Genomic DNA, 15197 nt, shown 5'->3' on the forward strand with positions numbered 1-15197 from the left:
GTCGCCAAGACACGCGCGCCAGTCCCGACACTCGACACCCAGCACTGACCGACGAAGCGGCGGCCGCAACGACGGTTGAGGCCGCCGCTTCACCCTGCCCACTTGACACAACGCATTCCATATCAGCATTCCGGGCTGCTCCCAGGGCGGTGTCACGACCACAGCTTCTCTCTGGCGGCACAGGATAGGGACTTTCGGCCCACGACACCGGACGGAAAACTACTTACCGTCGTAGGAATGACGTATGTGATCGGTAGCGCGTGTAGGGACATCGTCGACAAGTCCTGTGTGCAGGAGTGCCCGGCCGACTGTATCTACGAGGGCGCACGGGCGATGTACATCAACCCCAACGAGTGCGTGGATTGTGGCGCCTGCCGGTTGGCGTGCCGCGTCGATGCCATCTATTACGAATCCGACTTACCTGACGAGGAGCTCGCGCACCTCGAAGACAATGCGGCGTTCTTCAGCGTGATACTGCCCGGCCGCGACGCCCCGATCGGGGACCCCGGCGGTGCGGCCGCCCTGGGCCGGATCGGCGTCGACACCCCGTTGGTGGCAGCACAACCAGCGTCGACGGCCCAGCACCCCTAGCGGGCGAGGCTCGGCGTCCGGGCGCGCAGAAACCGGCGGGCGATCAATCGGCTGATACCAGGGTGACGGCCCAGCGGCTCGGTCACCACATCGGCGCCGCTGGCTCGCAGTCGGTCCTGAAACAACCCCTCGGACAACAGATACGAGGCCACCACGACGCGTCGGCCACGCCGGCGCAGTGCCGTGACGGCGTCGGCCACCCGCGGTTCGCCGGTCGCGGCGAACGCCAATTCCACGCGGCTGCCGATCGTCGCCGACAGCCATGCAGCGGTGGTGTGCAGGTCGCGCAGCGCGGCCGGGTCCGATGTGCCGGCGGCCGCGAGGATAACGGAATCTTCCGAGCGCCAGCCGGATTCGATGAGTCGGTCGACGATCACTCGCACCAGGGCCGGATCGGGGCCGAGCGCGGGCGTAACCGTGACGGCATCGTGCCCGCTGGCGTTCACATGCGCGGGGATGTCGGTGCTCACGTGATACCCGCGTGCCAGGAACGCGGGAACCAGGATCGCCGGCTCACCGGTGTGGGCGTCGAGTGCGTCGGCCGGGGTGGGTCCGATGACGTCGACGAACGCCACATGCACGGGATGCTTGACCAGCTCGGCGACCTGGCCGGCCAGGTCGCCGATCAACTCCACGCCCTGCGGCTTGCGAGTGCCATGGGCGACCAACACGTAACTCATGACGCGTTCGCCTCGTCGACGGGCAACCGGTAGCCGCGTTTGACGACGGTGGCCACCATCTTCTTGTCTCCCAAGGCCGTTCGCAGTCGTAGGACGGCGGTTTCGACGGCGTGGGTGTCGGTGCCGCTGCCGGGCAGGGCGCGCAGCAGGTCGGCCCGCGACACCACCGCGCCTGGGTGCTGCGCGAGGGCGCGGATGGTGGCCATCGCCGCCGGTGACATCGCCTTGACCGCCCCGTCGACCAGCACGCAGTTGCCGCGGATCTCCAGCAGATGCCCGGCCACCCGAACGGTGCGGGCCTGCAGCAGCGGCAATTCGTCGGTGATGTGGCGGGCCAACGCGCCCAATCGCATGCGTTCCGGAGCCGAGGTCGGTACGCCGAGCCGCACCAGCGGTCGGGCGGTCACCGGGCCCACGCACATCGCGTGCACGCTGCCGCGCAGCGCGGCCAGCAACGCGTCCTCGACACCGAGTTCCTGCGCCCTCATCAGCACCGAGGCAACCGCGGGCGCGGAGGTGAAGCTGACGGCGTCGAACTTCTCCTCGGCGATCCCGACGACCAGCGCGTCGAAGTCACCGTGCCGCGGCGCGGGATGCCAGCGGTACACCCGGATCGGCACCACGTCGGCGCCGGCGGCGCGTAGTTCGTCGAGGAACTCGGGAAACGGGTCCCAGTCGGCGGTCGCACCGTGCAACTGCACAGCGATGCGGGCACCCTCGATACCGCCCTCGAGCAGATAGTGCAGGACCTCACGGGACGACTCGGAGTCCGGCGACCACTCCTCGGGCAGGCCGGCCGCCCGCAGTGCCCCGGTGGCTTTCGGCCCGCGGGACACCACGCGGGCCTTGCTCAGCGCGGCGGTGAGCTCGGGGGCCAGACCCCAGCCGTCGGCGGCGGCCATCCAGCCGCGCAGCCCGATGCCGGTCGTGGCGACCACGATGTCGGGCGGCTCGTCGATGAGGGCCCGGGTGCGGTGGCGCAGTTCGTCGTCGTCGGGCAGCGGCACCATCTCGATCGCAGCCGCGCTCGTCACCGTCGCGCCACGGCGGGTCAGCAGGGTGGCGAGCTCGTCGGCGCGCCGCGCTGAGGTCACCGCGACACGGAATCCGGTGAGCGGCGACCAGTCCGGCTCACTCATGTCCACTGTCTAAACACGTCGTGTTTCGCTCCGGTTACCACGTCGTTGCGGCGCGGTGTCACCGCCGGGCAGGCCGTGAATTTCCGCTCACCGCAGGTCCGGGGTCATTGTGAGGCCTCACCAGACGTCGCCGTCGCGCCAATCGCAGGCGATGTCGACGGCCGTATCGAGGTCCACCGCCGAGCTCACCGGCAGCACGAAGACGGTGCCGTCGTCGTCCGGGGTGCGCATCAGGCCGGTGGGTGTCAGCACCGAGGTGGTGCCGGGCCACGGCACCCAGCCGCGACTGCTGTACAGCGGCCGTCCCAGGTCACTGGTGCTCAGTGCGCCGAGGGCGTAGCCGCCGCGGATCACCTGCTCGGCGGCCTCCATCAGCGCGTGCGCCAGTCCCTGACCGCGGTGGTCCTCGCGCACCGCGACCGCTTCGACGTAGCCGCACCGCAGCGCCGTGTCTCGGCAGAACAGTCGTCGCTGCACGACGGCTGCGTGGCCGATGATCGCCCCGCGCTGGCAGATCAGCGCGTGCATACCGCCCAGCGCGTGCTCCCAGTCGGTGTCGGAGAACTCGCCGCCGTAGGCGTCGGTGAGCATCCGCCGCGCGTCGGCGCGGGAGTCGTCGTCGAGATCGGAGGTGTGGACGAGGCGGGCACGCACATCTGCAGGTCTACCAGGCGGACCGCTCGCTCGGCGGTGAGAACGGCACCCTCGGTCGCGCCCAGTGCAGTCGTACCGTCTGGCTGGATCGGGCTTGGGCGATCGCGTCGACGTCGTCGTCGACGACCACGCCGATCACCGGGTAGCCGCCGGTGACAGGATGGTCGGGTCCGAGTATCACCGGAAAACCGTTGGGCGGCACTTGGATTGCGCCACGTGTCATACCCTCGCTGGGTAGCTGACGGTCCGGCCGGCGGTACTCCAGCGGTATGCCGGCCAGCCGCATGCCCACCCGGTCGCTGCGGTCGGTGACCTGCCAGTTCGTGCGGACGAGGACGTCAGGGTCGACGAACCAGTCGTCCCGGGGCCCGGGCACCACCCGCAGTTCGACGACGCCGTCGTCGAGCGCGGCAACCGGCGCCTGCTCGACTTCGGGGAACTCGTCGGTGTGCTCACCGACCCGCAGCACGTCCCCGGATCGCAGTGGCGGCGGGCCGATCGACGACAGCACATCGAAGCTGCGCGATCCGAGCACCGGTTCGACGTCGAACCCGCCGCGCACCGCGAGATACGACCGCAGACCCGTGCGGGCGGGCCCCAGGGAGATCACCTCCCCGGCACGAACGTGGTGAACGCTGTTGGTGCCGAACGGGATTGCGTTGATCGCGGGATCGGCGTCGGCGCCGGTGACCGCGATGGCCACGTCGCCGCCGCACACGCGTGCGGTGAATCCCCCCAGAGTCACCTCCACGGTGGCGCGGTCGTCGGGGTTGGTCACCAGCCGGTTGGCCAGCGTGTGGGCACGACGGTCGGCGGCGCCGGAGCGGGTCACGCCGAGATGCGACAGCCCCGGCCTGCCCAGATCCTGCACCAGGGCCAGCGGACCGGGCTGCAGGATCTCCACCGTCACCCCGGTCATGCCGTCACCGCCCGGAACTGCACCCAGCGCCCCGGTGTCAGCAGCGCGGGGTCGTCGCGATCGACGTCCCACAGCACGGCGTCGGTCCGGCCGATCAATTGCCAGCCGCCGGGCGATTCCCGCGGATACACCCCGCTGAACGCGCCCGCGAGTCCGACGGCGCCGACGGGAACCTTGGTGCGGGGCTCGGCGCGCCGGGGAACCGCAAGACGCTCGTCACCGCCCAGCAGGTAACCGAATCCCGGTGCGAATCCGGTGAATCCGACCCGCCAGGGCCGGCCGGTGTGTGCGGCGACGACCTCGTCGACCGACATGCCGGTCAACCGCGCCACGTCGTCGAGGTCCTCGCCGTCGTACGTCACGTCGAGGACGATGTCCGCGGTTCCGGCGGGGGGAGAGGTCGAGTCGGCGATGTCGTCGGCAGGAGGCGCGACCCGGCTGAGGCGCTGCCGCGTGGGGGTCTGCAAGCCCGGGCTCGCGAGGATGATCAACACGGTTCGGGCGGCAGGTACGACGTCGACCATGCCGGGCAGCTCGGCCGCCCGCAGTGTCTCGGTCCACGCCAGGACCTCGGTCGTCGTCCCGAATTCCAGCAGCAGAGCCCGATCGCCGTAGTCGTGGATCGCGTCTGCCGTCACCGCCATCTGCCAACGCTACCGTCGCGCGCAGGGTTGAATGCACGGATGGGTGGGGGGTCGGCGCGCGCCGGCGCGCTGATGGCGGTGACCGCGATGGTCTCGGTGCAATTGGGAATGGCGGTTGCGGTCAACCTGATCGAGCACATCGGCTCCGACGGCACGGCGTGGCTGCGATTGGCCTGGGCGGGACTGATCCTGCTGATCGTGGTGCGCCCGCGTCCGTCGGCGTTCACGGCCAAGACGTTCGGTATGTGCGTGGTGCTGGGTGTCGTCAGCGCCGCGGTGTCGCTGTTCTTCATGGCGTCGCTGGACCGGTTGCCCCTGGGAACCGCGACCGCGCTGGAATTCCTCGGTCCGCTCACGGTGGCCGCCGCGCACGGCAGGGGACGCGCGCGGGTGCTGTGGCCGGGTCTGGCCGCGCTCGGCGTGGTGCTGCTCAGCCAGCCGTTCAGCGGCGGCGTCGACCTCAAGGGGGTGGTGCTGGCGCTTGCCGCGGGCGCCGCGTGGGCGCTCTACATCCTGCTGACCCAGAACGTGGGTGATTCGGTCGCCGGTGTCACCGGGTTGGCGGTGTCGATGCCCATCGCCGGGCTGGTGTCGACGTTCACGGTCAGCACAACGGTGTTCGAGCGGATGACGTGGGAGGTCGTCCTGATCGGCTTGGGCATGGCGATCCTGCTGCCGGTGGTCCCGTTCGTCCTGGAACTGCTGGCGCTGCGCCGCTTGACGACGGCGGCGTTCGGCACGCTGATGTGTCTGGAGCCGGCGCTCGCGTTCGTGGTCGGGTTCACCCTGCTGCACCAGGAGCTGGGCGTCTCCGCGATCATCGGCATCTTCGTGGTGGTGATCGCCGGTGTCGGGGCGGCGCGCAGCGGCGGCCGGCAGGCCGACATGCACATCGAGGTCGGCTGAGTCGACGATTCAGCAGAAGCGTTTCAACCGACCAGCTGATACGTGGGCTCCCGGCGCTTGATGGCCGCGATCACCCGGTAGGTGACCGGCAGCATGACCACCTCGATGGCGGTCTTGTAGACCCAGCCGAGCGCGGTGTAGACCGCGAAGTCCTTGAATGTGGTGATGCCGATGGCGCTCGCGGCGATGGTGCAGAACACCAGGGTGTCACCGAGTTGACCGACGAACGTCGACCCGACCAGCCGGGCCCACAGGTGCTTCTCCTTGGTGCGCTCCTTGATCGCCACGACGACCCACGCGTTGAGGGTCTGACCGACGATGAAGCCGGCGAGCCCGGCGACGATCAGCTGGGTGTAGGCGTGCACGACGTTCTCGAAGTGCTCCTGATTGGTGTAGAAATCCGCGGCAGGCAGATAGATGGTCACCCAGAACGCGAGGGCGGCGAGGATGTTCATCGCGAACCCGGTGAAGATGGCCCGGCGTGCGGCCTTGAACCCGTACACCTCACTCAAGACGTCGCCGATCACGTACGTCAGTGGGAAGACGATGAAGCCGCCGTCGGTGATGATCGGTCCGAACGCGACACCCTTGGTGGCGGTCACGTTGGAGATGATCACCAGCGCGGTGAACACCGCGACGAGAATCGGATAGTAGGCCGAGCCGACGCGCGCGAAGGTGGCGTGCTCTGCGGTCTGGGGCTCGGTCACCGGCCCATTAGATCAGCTCAGCGCGGTCGCGATCATCGGCGGGAGCTTGTCGATCACCACCGGGTAGGACAGCACCGAGGCGTAGGCGATCGCGCCGGCGAGCTCCTTGCCGGTGAAGACGGTGTGCTTGCGGGTGATAGCCCGCGACGCGGCGACGACGGGGTCGGCCAGCAGGGCCGCCTGCTCCTCGTCGCTTTCCGTGGTCCAGATCACCACGTCGGCGGAGTCGAGGACCTGGGCGAGCCGGTCCCGCGCAATGGTGCCGTCGGCATCGGCGAGGGTCAGGCCCATCTCGGTGAGGAACTCCCGCCGCCAGGCCGGGCCGGTGACGCGGGCGCCGGCGTCGTCGACGCGGCCGTCGAGCAGCAGCACCGTCGTGTTCGCGAACTCCGGGTGGTCGTCCTTGACCTTCTTCAGCGATGCATCGATGTCCGAGACCATCGTGGTCATGTCGTCGTGGTGGAACGTGGCCTGCCCGATCAGCGCGGCCTGGTCGCGCCAGGGCTCGAAGAAGGCGTCGCGGCCGGATTGCGCAATGGTGGGGGCGATGGCCGTCAGCGCCTGGTAGGTGTCCTGATCCAGGCCTGCGTTCGTCGCCACGATGAGATCGGGCCGGGTGGCGGCGATCTGCTCGATCTGCAGGCCGTCTGCCAGCGACAGCACGGCCGGGGTGGCTCCGCCCAGCTTGGCCTGCGCCCAGGGCCAGACGCCGAAGGGTTGCCCGCCGAACCAGTCGGTGACCGCCACGGGCACCACGCCGACTGCCAGCAGGTCGTCGGCGTCGTTGAGACCGGCGCTGACGACGCGCGTCGGGGGTCGGGGAATCCTGGTCTCCCCGAAGGCGTGTTTCACGGTGACCGAACCGTCGGAGGCCACCGCACCCGGCTTCTCGGATCGGCAGGCCGTCAGCACCGCCGCCACCGCCGTCAACGCCAGGACGTTCCGCCGGGTCCACACTTCTGGCACCCGGCGAGGATATAGAGCCCACCTCGTCATTGCCGGACATTGCAGTGCTAGTGAGTGAGCGGCAGGCCCTCGTCGAGGAAGTTCAGCCCGGCGACGATCGCGGCGGGATCGATGGGGGTGTTGTGCAGGGCGGCCATCATGACCCCGGTCATCGCGCCCGCGGTGACGCGCAGGCGCGGATCGTCGGCGGGGAGTCCGACCCTGGACGCGAGGCCGTCGGTGATCAGCTCGATCGTCTCGATGTACGTCATGTAGAGCGCGCCATGTGCCTCTGGCAACGAGTACAGCAGCCGCTGGCGCGCCATCTCGTCGGCCCATTCTGGTTCGTCGATGCTGGCGAACATCTTCTCGACCGCGTGGCGGTAGGCCGCGATGGGAGACAGGTCGGCGGGGGCTGCGAGGAACATCTCGATGATGGGTTCCGTCAGCTGGTCGGGGATCAGCAGCGCGGCCTTGGTGGGGAAGTAGCGGAAGAAGGTGCGCGACGAGATGTCGGCTTCGGCAGCGATCTGTTCCACGGTGGTGTTGGGGTAGCCGAATTGCTCGAACAGCCGGAAGGCGGCGCATCGCACCGCTTCGCGGGTCTGGCGCTTCTTACGCTCTCGAAGCCCCTCAGCGTGGTCGGGGGACATCCCTCGATTGTGGCGCAGTCGTCTGCCACGAACTGCCGTTCGGATCAGCCGAGAACAAGCGTCACACTTAGCGCGATCATCACGACGGCGATGACGCCGTCGAGCACCCGCCACGTACGGGGAGAGGCGAAGTGGCCGCGCAGCCGCGTGGCTCCGAAGCCCAGGGTCGTGAACCAGACGGCGCTGGCGGTCACCGCGCCGACGCCGAACAACCAACGGTCCTCCCGGTGCTCGTTGGCCAGTGTGCCGAGGAGTACGACGGTGTCGAGGTAGACATGCGGGTTGAGGAAGGTGAGCGCGAGGCAGGTCGCGAGCACACCGGCCAGGCGCGCCGGTCGGGCGTCGGCGGGGGTCAGCGCGCCCGGGTGCAGCGCCCGGCGCGCGGCGAGGAGACCGTAGACGAGCAGGAAGGCCGCGCCGCCATATGTCGCGACGTCGACGAGTCGCGGGTGCGCGCTGACAAGGACCCCGAAGCCGGCGATGCCTGCGGCGATGAGGACGAGGTCGGACACCGTGCACACAGCGACGACGGGCAGGACGTGTTCGCCGCGGATGCCCTGTCGCAGCACGAAGGCGTTCTGCGCGCCGATCGCCGCGATGAGCGCCATCGAGGTGGCGAACCCGGTCAGCAGGACCAGGGCGGCAGGGGACATGATGACGACGCTAGGCACGGGAACAGGAGTAGTACAGCCAAAGATTCTTCAGTCGATTAAGTCGTTCTAAGGATGTCTGTGGTCATGTGTCAAACGCCGTCATTGTCACAAACACCGTCATGATGGCCGAGCTCGACCCGCGCTGAGCCTGCACCGTGATCACGGGCACCCTTCGACCCGAACCGCAAGGCGCAGGCTTCTACTTCACCCTGTGCACAGGCGGTCATCAACCCGGATTGTTCATCGATCCCGGCGGCGACTCCAGCACCGCCCAGCCCGTCCGGCCCACCACCGGAATGATCGTCGGCGCCATCCACGACGCCTCGTTCAGCACATGCTGCCTGCACCTACGACCCGGGCAAACGCTCTTGCTGTTCACCGACGGGATCATCGAAGCCCGTAGGGCAAAGACGCCTTCGACATCGACAGCCTCGCCGCCTTCGTCCACCAACGAGCGCACCTGAGCGCAACAGAGCTGACCCAAGACCTCGCCACCTTGGCCGCCAAACTCGAACCCGATGACGACGTCGCCGTCCTCGCCATTCAAGCCGCCATACGACGCGATTGAACGACGACCATCCATCGACGCAAACCGAGCTGGCCCCGTTGGCGCTTCGCGTCACCAACCGATAGTCGCGGCCGACCCCTACTGACCAGCGGGTACGAAGACGCGGTGTCGGTTCCGAAGTCAGTCGGCGTCCGTGGTGAATCCGCCTCGTTGGGAGCGGGACTGGCGTGACATTCGTCCAGGATTGCGGCGAGTCCAGCGCATCTGCTCGGCGCACGTTGTCGTCAACGTCGCGAGTTCGCGGGATCGCTCACACGCGCGCTGAGCACGCTCGACGGTGTCGTCGATGCTTGCCTTCAGCTGCAGACGCCGCAGTCGAAGTTCCAGAAGCGGTTCAGACAGCGTGACGGGTACGCCGGCTGACCTCGTGCGGTACGCCTTCTGCCGGCAAGCCGGCGAGCAGTATCTGGCGTCGGCACGTGCCACGAATCGATGACCACATCCGATACACGCCACGTCCGCCATAGCCGTAACGTTACATTTGATGTGGCGAGCAGTGCCGCCAAACTCGCGCAGCAGAGCCCGGAGGGTCACGACGATGAGGTCAGCCGGTGCTGACAACGCCTGACGGCGATCCGCGCCACTTGGCCCTGCGGATGGCCGAGGTCGCCCGCGTCGTCGCCGCGCCACGAACCGCAGCCGAGATCTGTATGCGCATATCGACGACCGCCCTCGAGTTGATTCCTGGTGTCGATGCTGCCGCGGTGCTGCTCATGGGTAAGAAAAACGCACTGCAGACCGTCGGGCCGACCGACCGCCTTTCCCTCGAGTCGCATGAACTCCAACGTCGATTCGGCGAAGGACCATGCTTGCAAGCTCTCCGAGACGACGTCGTGGTCTGCGCCGACGACTTTGCCGCCGAATCGCGATGGCCCCGCTACAGCCCTGCCGCAGTCGAGCTGGGCATCCGTGGCGCAATGTCACTGAGACTGTTCACCGCCGACCAGACGGCGGGAGTTTTGAGTCTTGTCAGCTACGCCGCGCGCGGCTGGAGCAACGACGCCCAAATCACAGGGATGGTGTTGGCGGCACACGCCGCCGCCGCAATCACCGCCAGCCGCCAAGCTGAGCAGCTGACCTCGGCGTTGGCCAGCCGCGACCGCATCGGCCAGGCCAAAGGCATCGTCATGGAGCGCTACGCCGTCGGTGACACGCAGGCGTTCGACATGCTCCGGCAACTATCGCAGGAATCGAACAGGCGACTCACTGACATCGCAGCCGACGTCATCGACACCCGCACAACCCATTCACCTGACCGAGACGCACCGCCTCCGGACAAATGCAACCGCTGATCACGGTGACAAGCAACCGCGTCCACGCGTGGTGCCGCTGACACACAGCGGGCGTCACGCACACGCTCATCCACAACACGTGCCTGTCCCGGGTCGGGAATCAGGTGTGGCGTGAGCGACGTCGGCTCGTTCCGCGTGAATCCGCCACCAAGATGAGAAGGACGCTTTCGACATCTTCACTCGGTGAGTTTCCTGGTCAAGCTGGGCAGAAGCACCGTGTCCACGAGCGTACGCACGGTCTCCTCGGTCGGCGGTCGGTCGGCGACCAACGCTCGGAACACGAGGTATCCCGGCAGCAGATCGAAGATCTCCTCGTTGATGGCCGATGCGTCGATCTCGCCGCGTTCCACCGCGGCGGCGAGTACGCCGTCGATCACCAGTTTTCGTTGTATGACGAACTTCTCTTGCAACGCCTGGCTGAGCCGCGGGTTGTGCGACATCTCGTTCAGCACCGCCCGCATGGTGGGAGTGTGTTCGCGCGAGTGCTCGCACACTGCGCGACCGATCTCGAGAAGATCCGTCCGCAGCGCGCCCGTGTTGGGCGGCATCGACGGCCCGCGGGGTGGTCGCCGTGCTGGCTCATTCCGGTCTGATCGGCCTGTCCACGTACTCCACGAATCTGTTGACGCTCATAGCCATCGCGGCGGGCACGGACTACGCGATCTTCGTCGTCGGCAGATATCAGGAGGCGCGAAGCAAGGGGCTCGAACGGCTACCGGCCTACTACGACATGTATAAGGGCACCGTGCACGTCATTCTCGGCTCGGGTTTGACCATCGCCGGCGCCGTCGCATGTATGCAATTCACCCGGCTGCCGTACTTCCAGACCCTGGGCATCCCGGCGGCGCTGGGGGTCGTGGTCACCTTGGCCGCGGCGTTGACGATGGGGCCTGCAGTTCTGTTGATCGCCAGCCGTTTCGGGTTGTTGGAACCCAAGCGCAAGCTACAGGCGCGCGGGTGGCACCGGATCGGCACGGCCATCGTGCGCTGGCCCGGCCCCATCCTGGTCGTGACACTGGGCATCGCGCTGATCGGTGTGCTCGCACTGCCCGGCTACCGGACCAGCTACGACAACCGTCCCTACATCCCGGACAGTGCGCCCGGTGTGGTCGGTATGCAGGCCGCCGAGCGGCACTTCACCGAGGCTCGGATCAACCCGGAGTTGTTGATGATCGAGACCGATCACGACATGCGTAACCCGGCCGACATGCTCATCCTGGAGCGCGTCGCCAAAGCGGTCCTGCACACCCCAGGGATCGCTCGGTGCAGTCGATCACCCGGCCCCTCGGCACACCGATCACGCACAGCTCGATACCGTTTCAGATCAGCGCATCCAGTGCCAGCCAGATCATGAACCTGAGCTATCAACAGGACCGCGCCCAGGATCTGCTCAAACAAGCACACGAGATCGACAACACGATCAATGTGCTCAGGCAGCAGTTGGCCCTGCAACAACAGAGTGCCGCGGTCACCCACGAGCAGACCGAGGCATTCCATGACACCGTGAACACAGTCACCGATCTGCGCGACAAGCTCGCCAACTTCGACGATCAGTTCCGGCCGCTGCGCAACTACTTCTACTGGGAGCCGCACTGTTTCGACATACCGCTGTGTGCCGCGCTGCGCTCGGTGTTCGACTCGCTCGACGGGATCTCCGAGCTGGCCGACAAGTTCAACGCGATCACCGCGAGCCTGGACAAGCTGGATGCGCTTCAGCCTCAGCTCGTTGCGCTGCTACCACCGCAGATCGCCATTCAGGAACGCAACCGCGAGCTGACGCTGTCGAACTACGCGACCACGGGTGGCACCAACAACCAGAGCCAGGAGGCGCTGGTCAACGCCACCGCAATGGGTAAGGCCTTCGACGACGCCAAGAACGATGACTCGTTCTACCTACCACCGGAGGCGTTCGACAACCCGGACTTCAAGCGTGGCCTGAAGTTGTTCTTGTCGCCGGACGGCAAAGCGGCCAGAATGATCGTCACCCATCAGGGCAATCCGGCTGACCCCGAGGGTATTCCGCACATCGACGCCATCAAGGACGCGGCGTTCGATGCTTTGAAAGCCACCCCGATGTCAGACGCCAAGATCTACGTCGCGGGTCTTGCGTCGACGAATAAAGACATCCAGGAAGGGATGACGTACGACCTGCTGATCTCCGCGCTGGCAGCGTTGGCGCTGATCCTGTTGGTCATGATGTTCATCACCCGCAGCATCGTGGCCGCCATCGTGATCGTCGGTACCGTCACGCTGTCCCTCGGGGCGTCCGTCGGTCTGTCAGTCCTGTTGTGGCAGTACATCTTCGGCATCCATCTGTTCTGGATCGTCGTTCCGTTGGCGATCATCTTGCTGCTGGCGGTCGGTGCCGACTACAACTTGCTGCTGATCTCACGGTTCGAGGAAGAGATGCACGCGGGGCTGCGCACCGGCATCATCCGGGCGATGGCCGGTACCGGCCGCGTCGTCACCGCAGCCGGATTGGTGTTCGCGGCAACGATGTCGTCGTTCATCTTCAGCGACCTGGTGGTGCTCGGTCAGATCGGCACCACGATCGGGCTCGGGCTCCTGTTCGACACTTTGGTGGTGCGCTCGTTCATGACACCGGCCATCGCAGCGCTACTGGGCCGCTGGTTCTGGTGGCCGCTGAACGTACGGCCCAGCCCGGCCAGCCGGATGTTCCGGCCGTACGGAACCCGCACCGCGGTGCGGGAGTTGCTCCACCTCGACGAGCGCAAGCGGGACACCCCGACGGCGACCGCCGAGACCTAGCCGGCGCCGGGGCAGACTACTTCCCTTGGCGAGTGCCCAACCCCGCCGACAGCGGCTTGGCATCCGGATGGGCGTCGGGCTGCGGAGCCGTCGGGCTGAACACCGCCTCGCTCTCCGGTCGGAGCATGGTCATGACCCAGGCGAGCGCCGCGAGGATGAGCACCGCTCCCGCGGGGAAGAGAAAAGCCTTCTCCCCGAAGTAATGCTGCAGGATTCCGCCCATCACGGCGCCACAGGTCAGCCCGAGCCACAGCGGCCCCTGGATCCAGAACGACGGGGCGGGCTTGTGCAACAGCATGTTCGCGAGCCCGGCGCCGAAGCGCACGACCGAGCCGGTGACGTACGTCAGCGCGAGGCTGCGGCCGGCCTCGTCCTGCAGCGTCGCATTCTGCAGGCCCAATGCCAGCACGATCGGGTAGACGTGCCACGGAATCGCGTCCGGCCCGTGGGGCATGAACACGCCGAGCAGGGTCAGTGACCCCTGCACGGTCAGCAGCGTCGCCAGCCGCCACCGGCCCGACCACGCGGCGATCAGCGTGCCGAGGAACGCGCCGAAGCAGAAGACGAGGATGACGCCGCCGAACCGGACCACGCCGATCCAATCGGCGTCACTGGCGGCCTCGCCGAAGCGGGTGGTGTTCCCGCTCATGAAGGACATGAACAACTGGGCGTACTCGATGAACCCGATGGCGTCGGCCATCCCAGCGAGCAGCGACAACGTGACCGCGAAGCGGAACCGGGTTCTGTCGTCGGCGGGAAAGCTCTTGTCTGTCACGTCGGCTCCTCATGGGTGGGGCGCGGCAGGCAGCGGCGCGAGACACGGTCGACGTTGACAGTGTGCGGTGAATCACTCTGTCTGTTGTCCGACAACGTCTTTGACGGACCCGTCAAGAGCTCCAGGCTGTGCAACCCATTTCTACCCGACCGTCGAAGCGCGGCAAACTGGTCAAACATGACGGGAGGCGAACGTCAGCGCAAACGACATGGGAGGGGCCCTCGGACCCAGCTCCGCCGGTGTCAACCGACAGTCACCGCTCCTCGTCGCCGGGCCTCGCGTCGAGCGAATTCCGTGTAACTGGTTGCGGGGCGCCCGAGCAGTTTGGGCAGCACGGTCATGTCCCCCGCGGGGAGGCCGTTCTTGTCGTAGTACCGCATCATCGCCACGTAGCAGTCCTGCGATTCCTTCGGCCAGTCCCGGACACCTTTGGCGTTTGATGACTGCCGGATTCCTCGGATGATGTGCATCGGGGCTCTGACTTTGGTTGCTTGCAACGACTTCGCCACGACCGGGCCGAAAGCAGCGATTCCGTTCACGGGATTGGCGACCACGCCTGGTCCGAGTCGCACGGCCGACACCGGATGTCCGAGAACTTTGCTCCACTCGGCAGCCATCTCGTGTCGGGTGAGTTCTTGAGTGGACATGTCGTAGGTGTGGCCGGCGTGGGTCTCGACGGGTCCGGCCAGGATGCGGGCGCTCACCTCGGCGACGTCCTCGCCGTCGACGACGCCCATTACCGAGTCCGCTGACGACGGGTAGGGCAGCACGCCGCCGCGGATGAATTCCCAGAAGTCGAGGTAGTTCTGCATGAAGTGCGAAGCGCGGAGAAACGTAGCCGGCAGGCCCGAGTTGCGGAATACATCTTCAACCCGGCCTTTTTCCTGGTGGTGAAACATCTCTTTGATGTCGGGGTGGATTACGGAGTGGTACACCACGTGCTCGACACCGTTCCTCCGCGCAGCGTCGGCGATGTTCTCCGCGATGGACACTTCGCGGATCACGCTCGTGGGTTGTGCGTGCCACACCCGCTCAACCCCGGCGACCGCTTGGAGGACGTCGTCGCGAGATCGGATGTCGCCGACGACGGTCTCGGTCGCCCCTTCGGCGCGTGCCGTTTGACCCTGCACGGTGTTCTTGACGAATGCGCGGCTGTCGATTCCGCGTTCTCGCAGGCCGCGGAGCAGCGCGCGGCCCACGTTCCCGCCTGCACCTGTCACCAATATCATCGCCTGACCTCCTCGGACGTGGATCGCTTGTGATCCGCATGCTGTTGTTGGACTTGGTTTCTGGTGGAGCGCG

At 67.0% G+C, this 15197-nt stretch carries 16 protein-coding genes and 1 pseudogene; 5 read left to right on the forward strand and 12 right to left on the reverse strand.

The genetic code is table 11. The annotated features are described in order from the left end of the window. The first annotated feature begins 237 nt into the window (after positions 1-237). A complete protein-coding gene (gene fdxA, locus MHN84_RS26355) occupies positions 238-591 on the forward strand; it encodes a ferredoxin (protein ID WP_241207430.1) in 354 nt (117 codons plus the stop codon). Here fdxA and MHN84_RS26360 read toward each other — a convergent pair. The 5 genes from MHN84_RS26360 to MHN84_RS26380 form a co-directional block, all read right to left on the reverse strand. Continuing rightward, a complete protein-coding gene (locus MHN84_RS26360; protein ID WP_241207431.1) occupies positions 588-1271 on the reverse strand; it encodes a sirohydrochlorin chelatase in 684 nt (227 codons plus the stop codon). The genes fdxA and MHN84_RS26360 overlap by 4 nt on opposite strands. After that, positions 1268-2410 (reverse strand): uroporphyrinogen-III synthase, encoded by a 1143-nt coding sequence (locus MHN84_RS26365; protein WP_241207432.1) that lies wholly within the window; start codon positions 2408-2410, stop codon positions 1268-1270. Before MHN84_RS26365 ends, MHN84_RS26360 begins: the two co-directional genes overlap by 4 nt. 117 nt (positions 2411-2527) lie before the next feature. Continuing rightward, on the reverse strand, positions 2528-3064 hold the full coding sequence (locus MHN84_RS26370) for a GNAT family N-acetyltransferase (protein WP_241207433.1): 537 nt from the start codon (positions 3062-3064) through the stop codon (positions 2528-2530). A 10-nt stretch (positions 3065-3074) separates the two neighbouring features. Next, the gene (locus MHN84_RS26375; RefSeq protein ID WP_241207434.1) at positions 3075-3983 is read right to left on the reverse strand and encodes a biotin-dependent carboxyltransferase family protein; all 909 of its coding nucleotides are present in this window, start codon (positions 3981-3983) and stop codon (positions 3075-3077) included. Then, entirely contained in the window at positions 3980-4627 is a 648-nt protein-coding gene (locus MHN84_RS26380) for an allophanate hydrolase subunit 1 (protein ID WP_241207435.1), read from the reverse strand. Before MHN84_RS26380 ends, MHN84_RS26375 begins: the two co-directional genes overlap by 4 nt. A gap of 39 nt (positions 4628-4666) precedes the next feature. Here MHN84_RS26380 and MHN84_RS26385 point away from each other — a divergent pair, with 39 nt between their 5' ends. Next, the gene (locus MHN84_RS26385) at positions 4667-5533 is read left to right on the forward strand and encodes a DMT family transporter (protein ID WP_241207436.1); all 867 of its coding nucleotides are present in this window, start codon (positions 4667-4669) and stop codon (positions 5531-5533) included. 23 nt (positions 5534-5556) lie between these two features. Here the strand turns inward: MHN84_RS26385 and MHN84_RS26390 are convergent, their stop codons facing one another. Genes MHN84_RS26390 through lysE form a run of 4 tightly spaced genes read right to left on the reverse strand, consistent with a single transcriptional unit; the run spans position 5557 to position 8491 of the window. Next, complete coding sequence (locus MHN84_RS26390; protein WP_241207437.1) at positions 5557-6240, reverse strand: queuosine precursor transporter; 684 nt, start codon at positions 6238-6240, stop codon at positions 5557-5559. Positions 6241-6252: 12 nt separating this feature from the next. Next, complete coding sequence (locus MHN84_RS26395) at positions 6253-7206, reverse strand: ABC transporter substrate-binding protein (RefSeq protein WP_241207438.1); 954 nt, start codon at positions 7204-7206, stop codon at positions 6253-6255. Between the two features lie 47 nt (positions 7207-7253). Beyond that, positions 7254-7838 (reverse strand): TetR family transcriptional regulator, encoded by a 585-nt coding sequence (locus MHN84_RS26400; RefSeq protein ID WP_241207439.1) that lies wholly within the window; start codon positions 7836-7838, stop codon positions 7254-7256. Between the two features lie 44 nt (positions 7839-7882). Next, entirely contained in the window at positions 7883-8491 is a 609-nt protein-coding gene (lysE, locus tag MHN84_RS26405) for an L-lysine exporter (protein WP_241207440.1), read from the reverse strand. Between the two features lie 155 nt (positions 8492-8646). Here lysE and MHN84_RS30045 point away from each other — a divergent pair, with 155 nt between their 5' ends. Together MHN84_RS30045 and MHN84_RS26415 are read left to right on the forward strand one after the other, a co-directional pair. Beyond that, positions 8647-8955, forward strand: a complete 309-nt coding sequence (locus tag MHN84_RS30045) for a SpoIIE family protein phosphatase (RefSeq protein WP_374238433.1) — start codon at positions 8647-8649, stop codon at positions 8953-8955. 700 nt (positions 8956-9655) lie between these two features. Then, entirely contained in the window at positions 9656-10351 is a 696-nt protein-coding gene (locus MHN84_RS26415; protein WP_241207501.1) for a GAF and ANTAR domain-containing protein, read from the forward strand. A gap of 176 nt (positions 10352-10527) precedes the next feature. Here MHN84_RS26415 and MHN84_RS26420 read toward each other — a convergent pair whose 3' ends face one another. Further along, positions 10528-10899 carry a TetR-like C-terminal domain-containing protein gene (locus MHN84_RS26420; RefSeq protein WP_241207442.1) on the reverse strand — a complete coding sequence of 124 codons (372 nt, stop codon included), beginning with the start codon at positions 10897-10899 and terminating at the stop codon, positions 10528-10530. Between MHN84_RS26420 and MHN84_RS26425 the strand changes: the two are divergent. Next, positions 10899-13120 (forward strand): annotated as a pseudogene (locus MHN84_RS26425) (RND family transporter); the annotation flags it as partial. The gene MHN84_RS26420 and the pseudogene MHN84_RS26425 overlap by 1 nt on opposite strands. A gap of 16 nt (positions 13121-13136) precedes the next feature. Here the strand turns inward: MHN84_RS26425 and MHN84_RS26430 are convergent. Together MHN84_RS26430 and MHN84_RS26435 are read right to left on the reverse strand one after the other, a co-directional pair. Then, positions 13137-13895: a YoaK family protein gene (locus MHN84_RS26430; protein ID WP_241207443.1), complete on the reverse strand. Its 759-nt coding sequence runs from the start codon at positions 13893-13895 to the stop codon at positions 13137-13139. 242 nt (positions 13896-14137) lie between these two features. Further along, entirely contained in the window at positions 14138-15124 is a 987-nt protein-coding gene (locus MHN84_RS26435; protein ID WP_241207444.1) for an SDR family oxidoreductase, read from the reverse strand. Positions 15125-15197 lie beyond the last annotated feature (73 nt).

The organism is Mycobacterium sp. PSTR-4-N (assembly GCF_022348085.1).
GTDB lineage: Bacteria > Actinomycetota > Actinomycetes > Mycobacteriales > Mycobacteriaceae > Mycobacterium.

Excerpts from the sequence above, each read along its gene's own strand:
- fdxA (WP_241207430.1), top strand. The coding sequence starts at position 238 with ATGACGTATGTGATCGGTAGCGCGTGTAGGGACATCGTCGACAAGTCC.
- MHN84_RS26360 (WP_241207431.1), bottom strand. The coding sequence starts at position 1,271 with ATGAGTTACGTGTTGGTCGCCCATGGCACTCGCAAGCCGCAGGGCGTG.
- MHN84_RS26365 (WP_241207432.1), bottom strand. The coding sequence starts at position 2,410 with ATGAGTGAGCCGGACTGGTCGCCGCTCACCGGATTCCGTGTCGCGGTG.
- MHN84_RS26375 (WP_241207434.1), bottom strand. The coding sequence starts at position 3,983 with ATGACCGGGGTGACGGTGGAGATCCTGCAGCCCGGTCCGCTGGCCCTG.
- MHN84_RS26380 (WP_241207435.1), bottom strand. The coding sequence starts at position 4,627 with ATGGCGGTGACGGCAGACGCGATCCACGACTACGGCGATCGGGCTCTG.
- MHN84_RS26385 (WP_241207436.1), top strand. The coding sequence starts at position 4,667 with ATGGGTGGGGGGTCGGCGCGCGCCGGCGCGCTGATGGCGGTGACCGCG.
- MHN84_RS26400 (WP_241207439.1), bottom strand. The coding sequence starts at position 7,838 with ATGTCCCCCGACCACGCTGAGGGGCTTCGAGAGCGTAAGAAGCGCCAG.
- lysE (WP_241207440.1), bottom strand. The coding sequence starts at position 8,491 with ATGTCCCCTGCCGCCCTGGTCCTGCTGACCGGGTTCGCCACCTCGATG.
- MHN84_RS26415 (WP_241207501.1), top strand. The coding sequence starts at position 9,656 with ATGGCCGAGGTCGCCCGCGTCGTCGCCGCGCCACGAACCGCAGCCGAG.
- MHN84_RS26420 (WP_241207442.1), bottom strand. The coding sequence starts at position 10,899 with ATGCCGCCCAACACGGGCGCGCTGCGGACGGATCTTCTCGAGATCGGT.
- MHN84_RS26435 (WP_241207444.1), bottom strand. The coding sequence starts at position 15,124 with ATGATATTGGTGACAGGTGCAGGCGGGAACGTGGGCCGCGCGCTGCTC.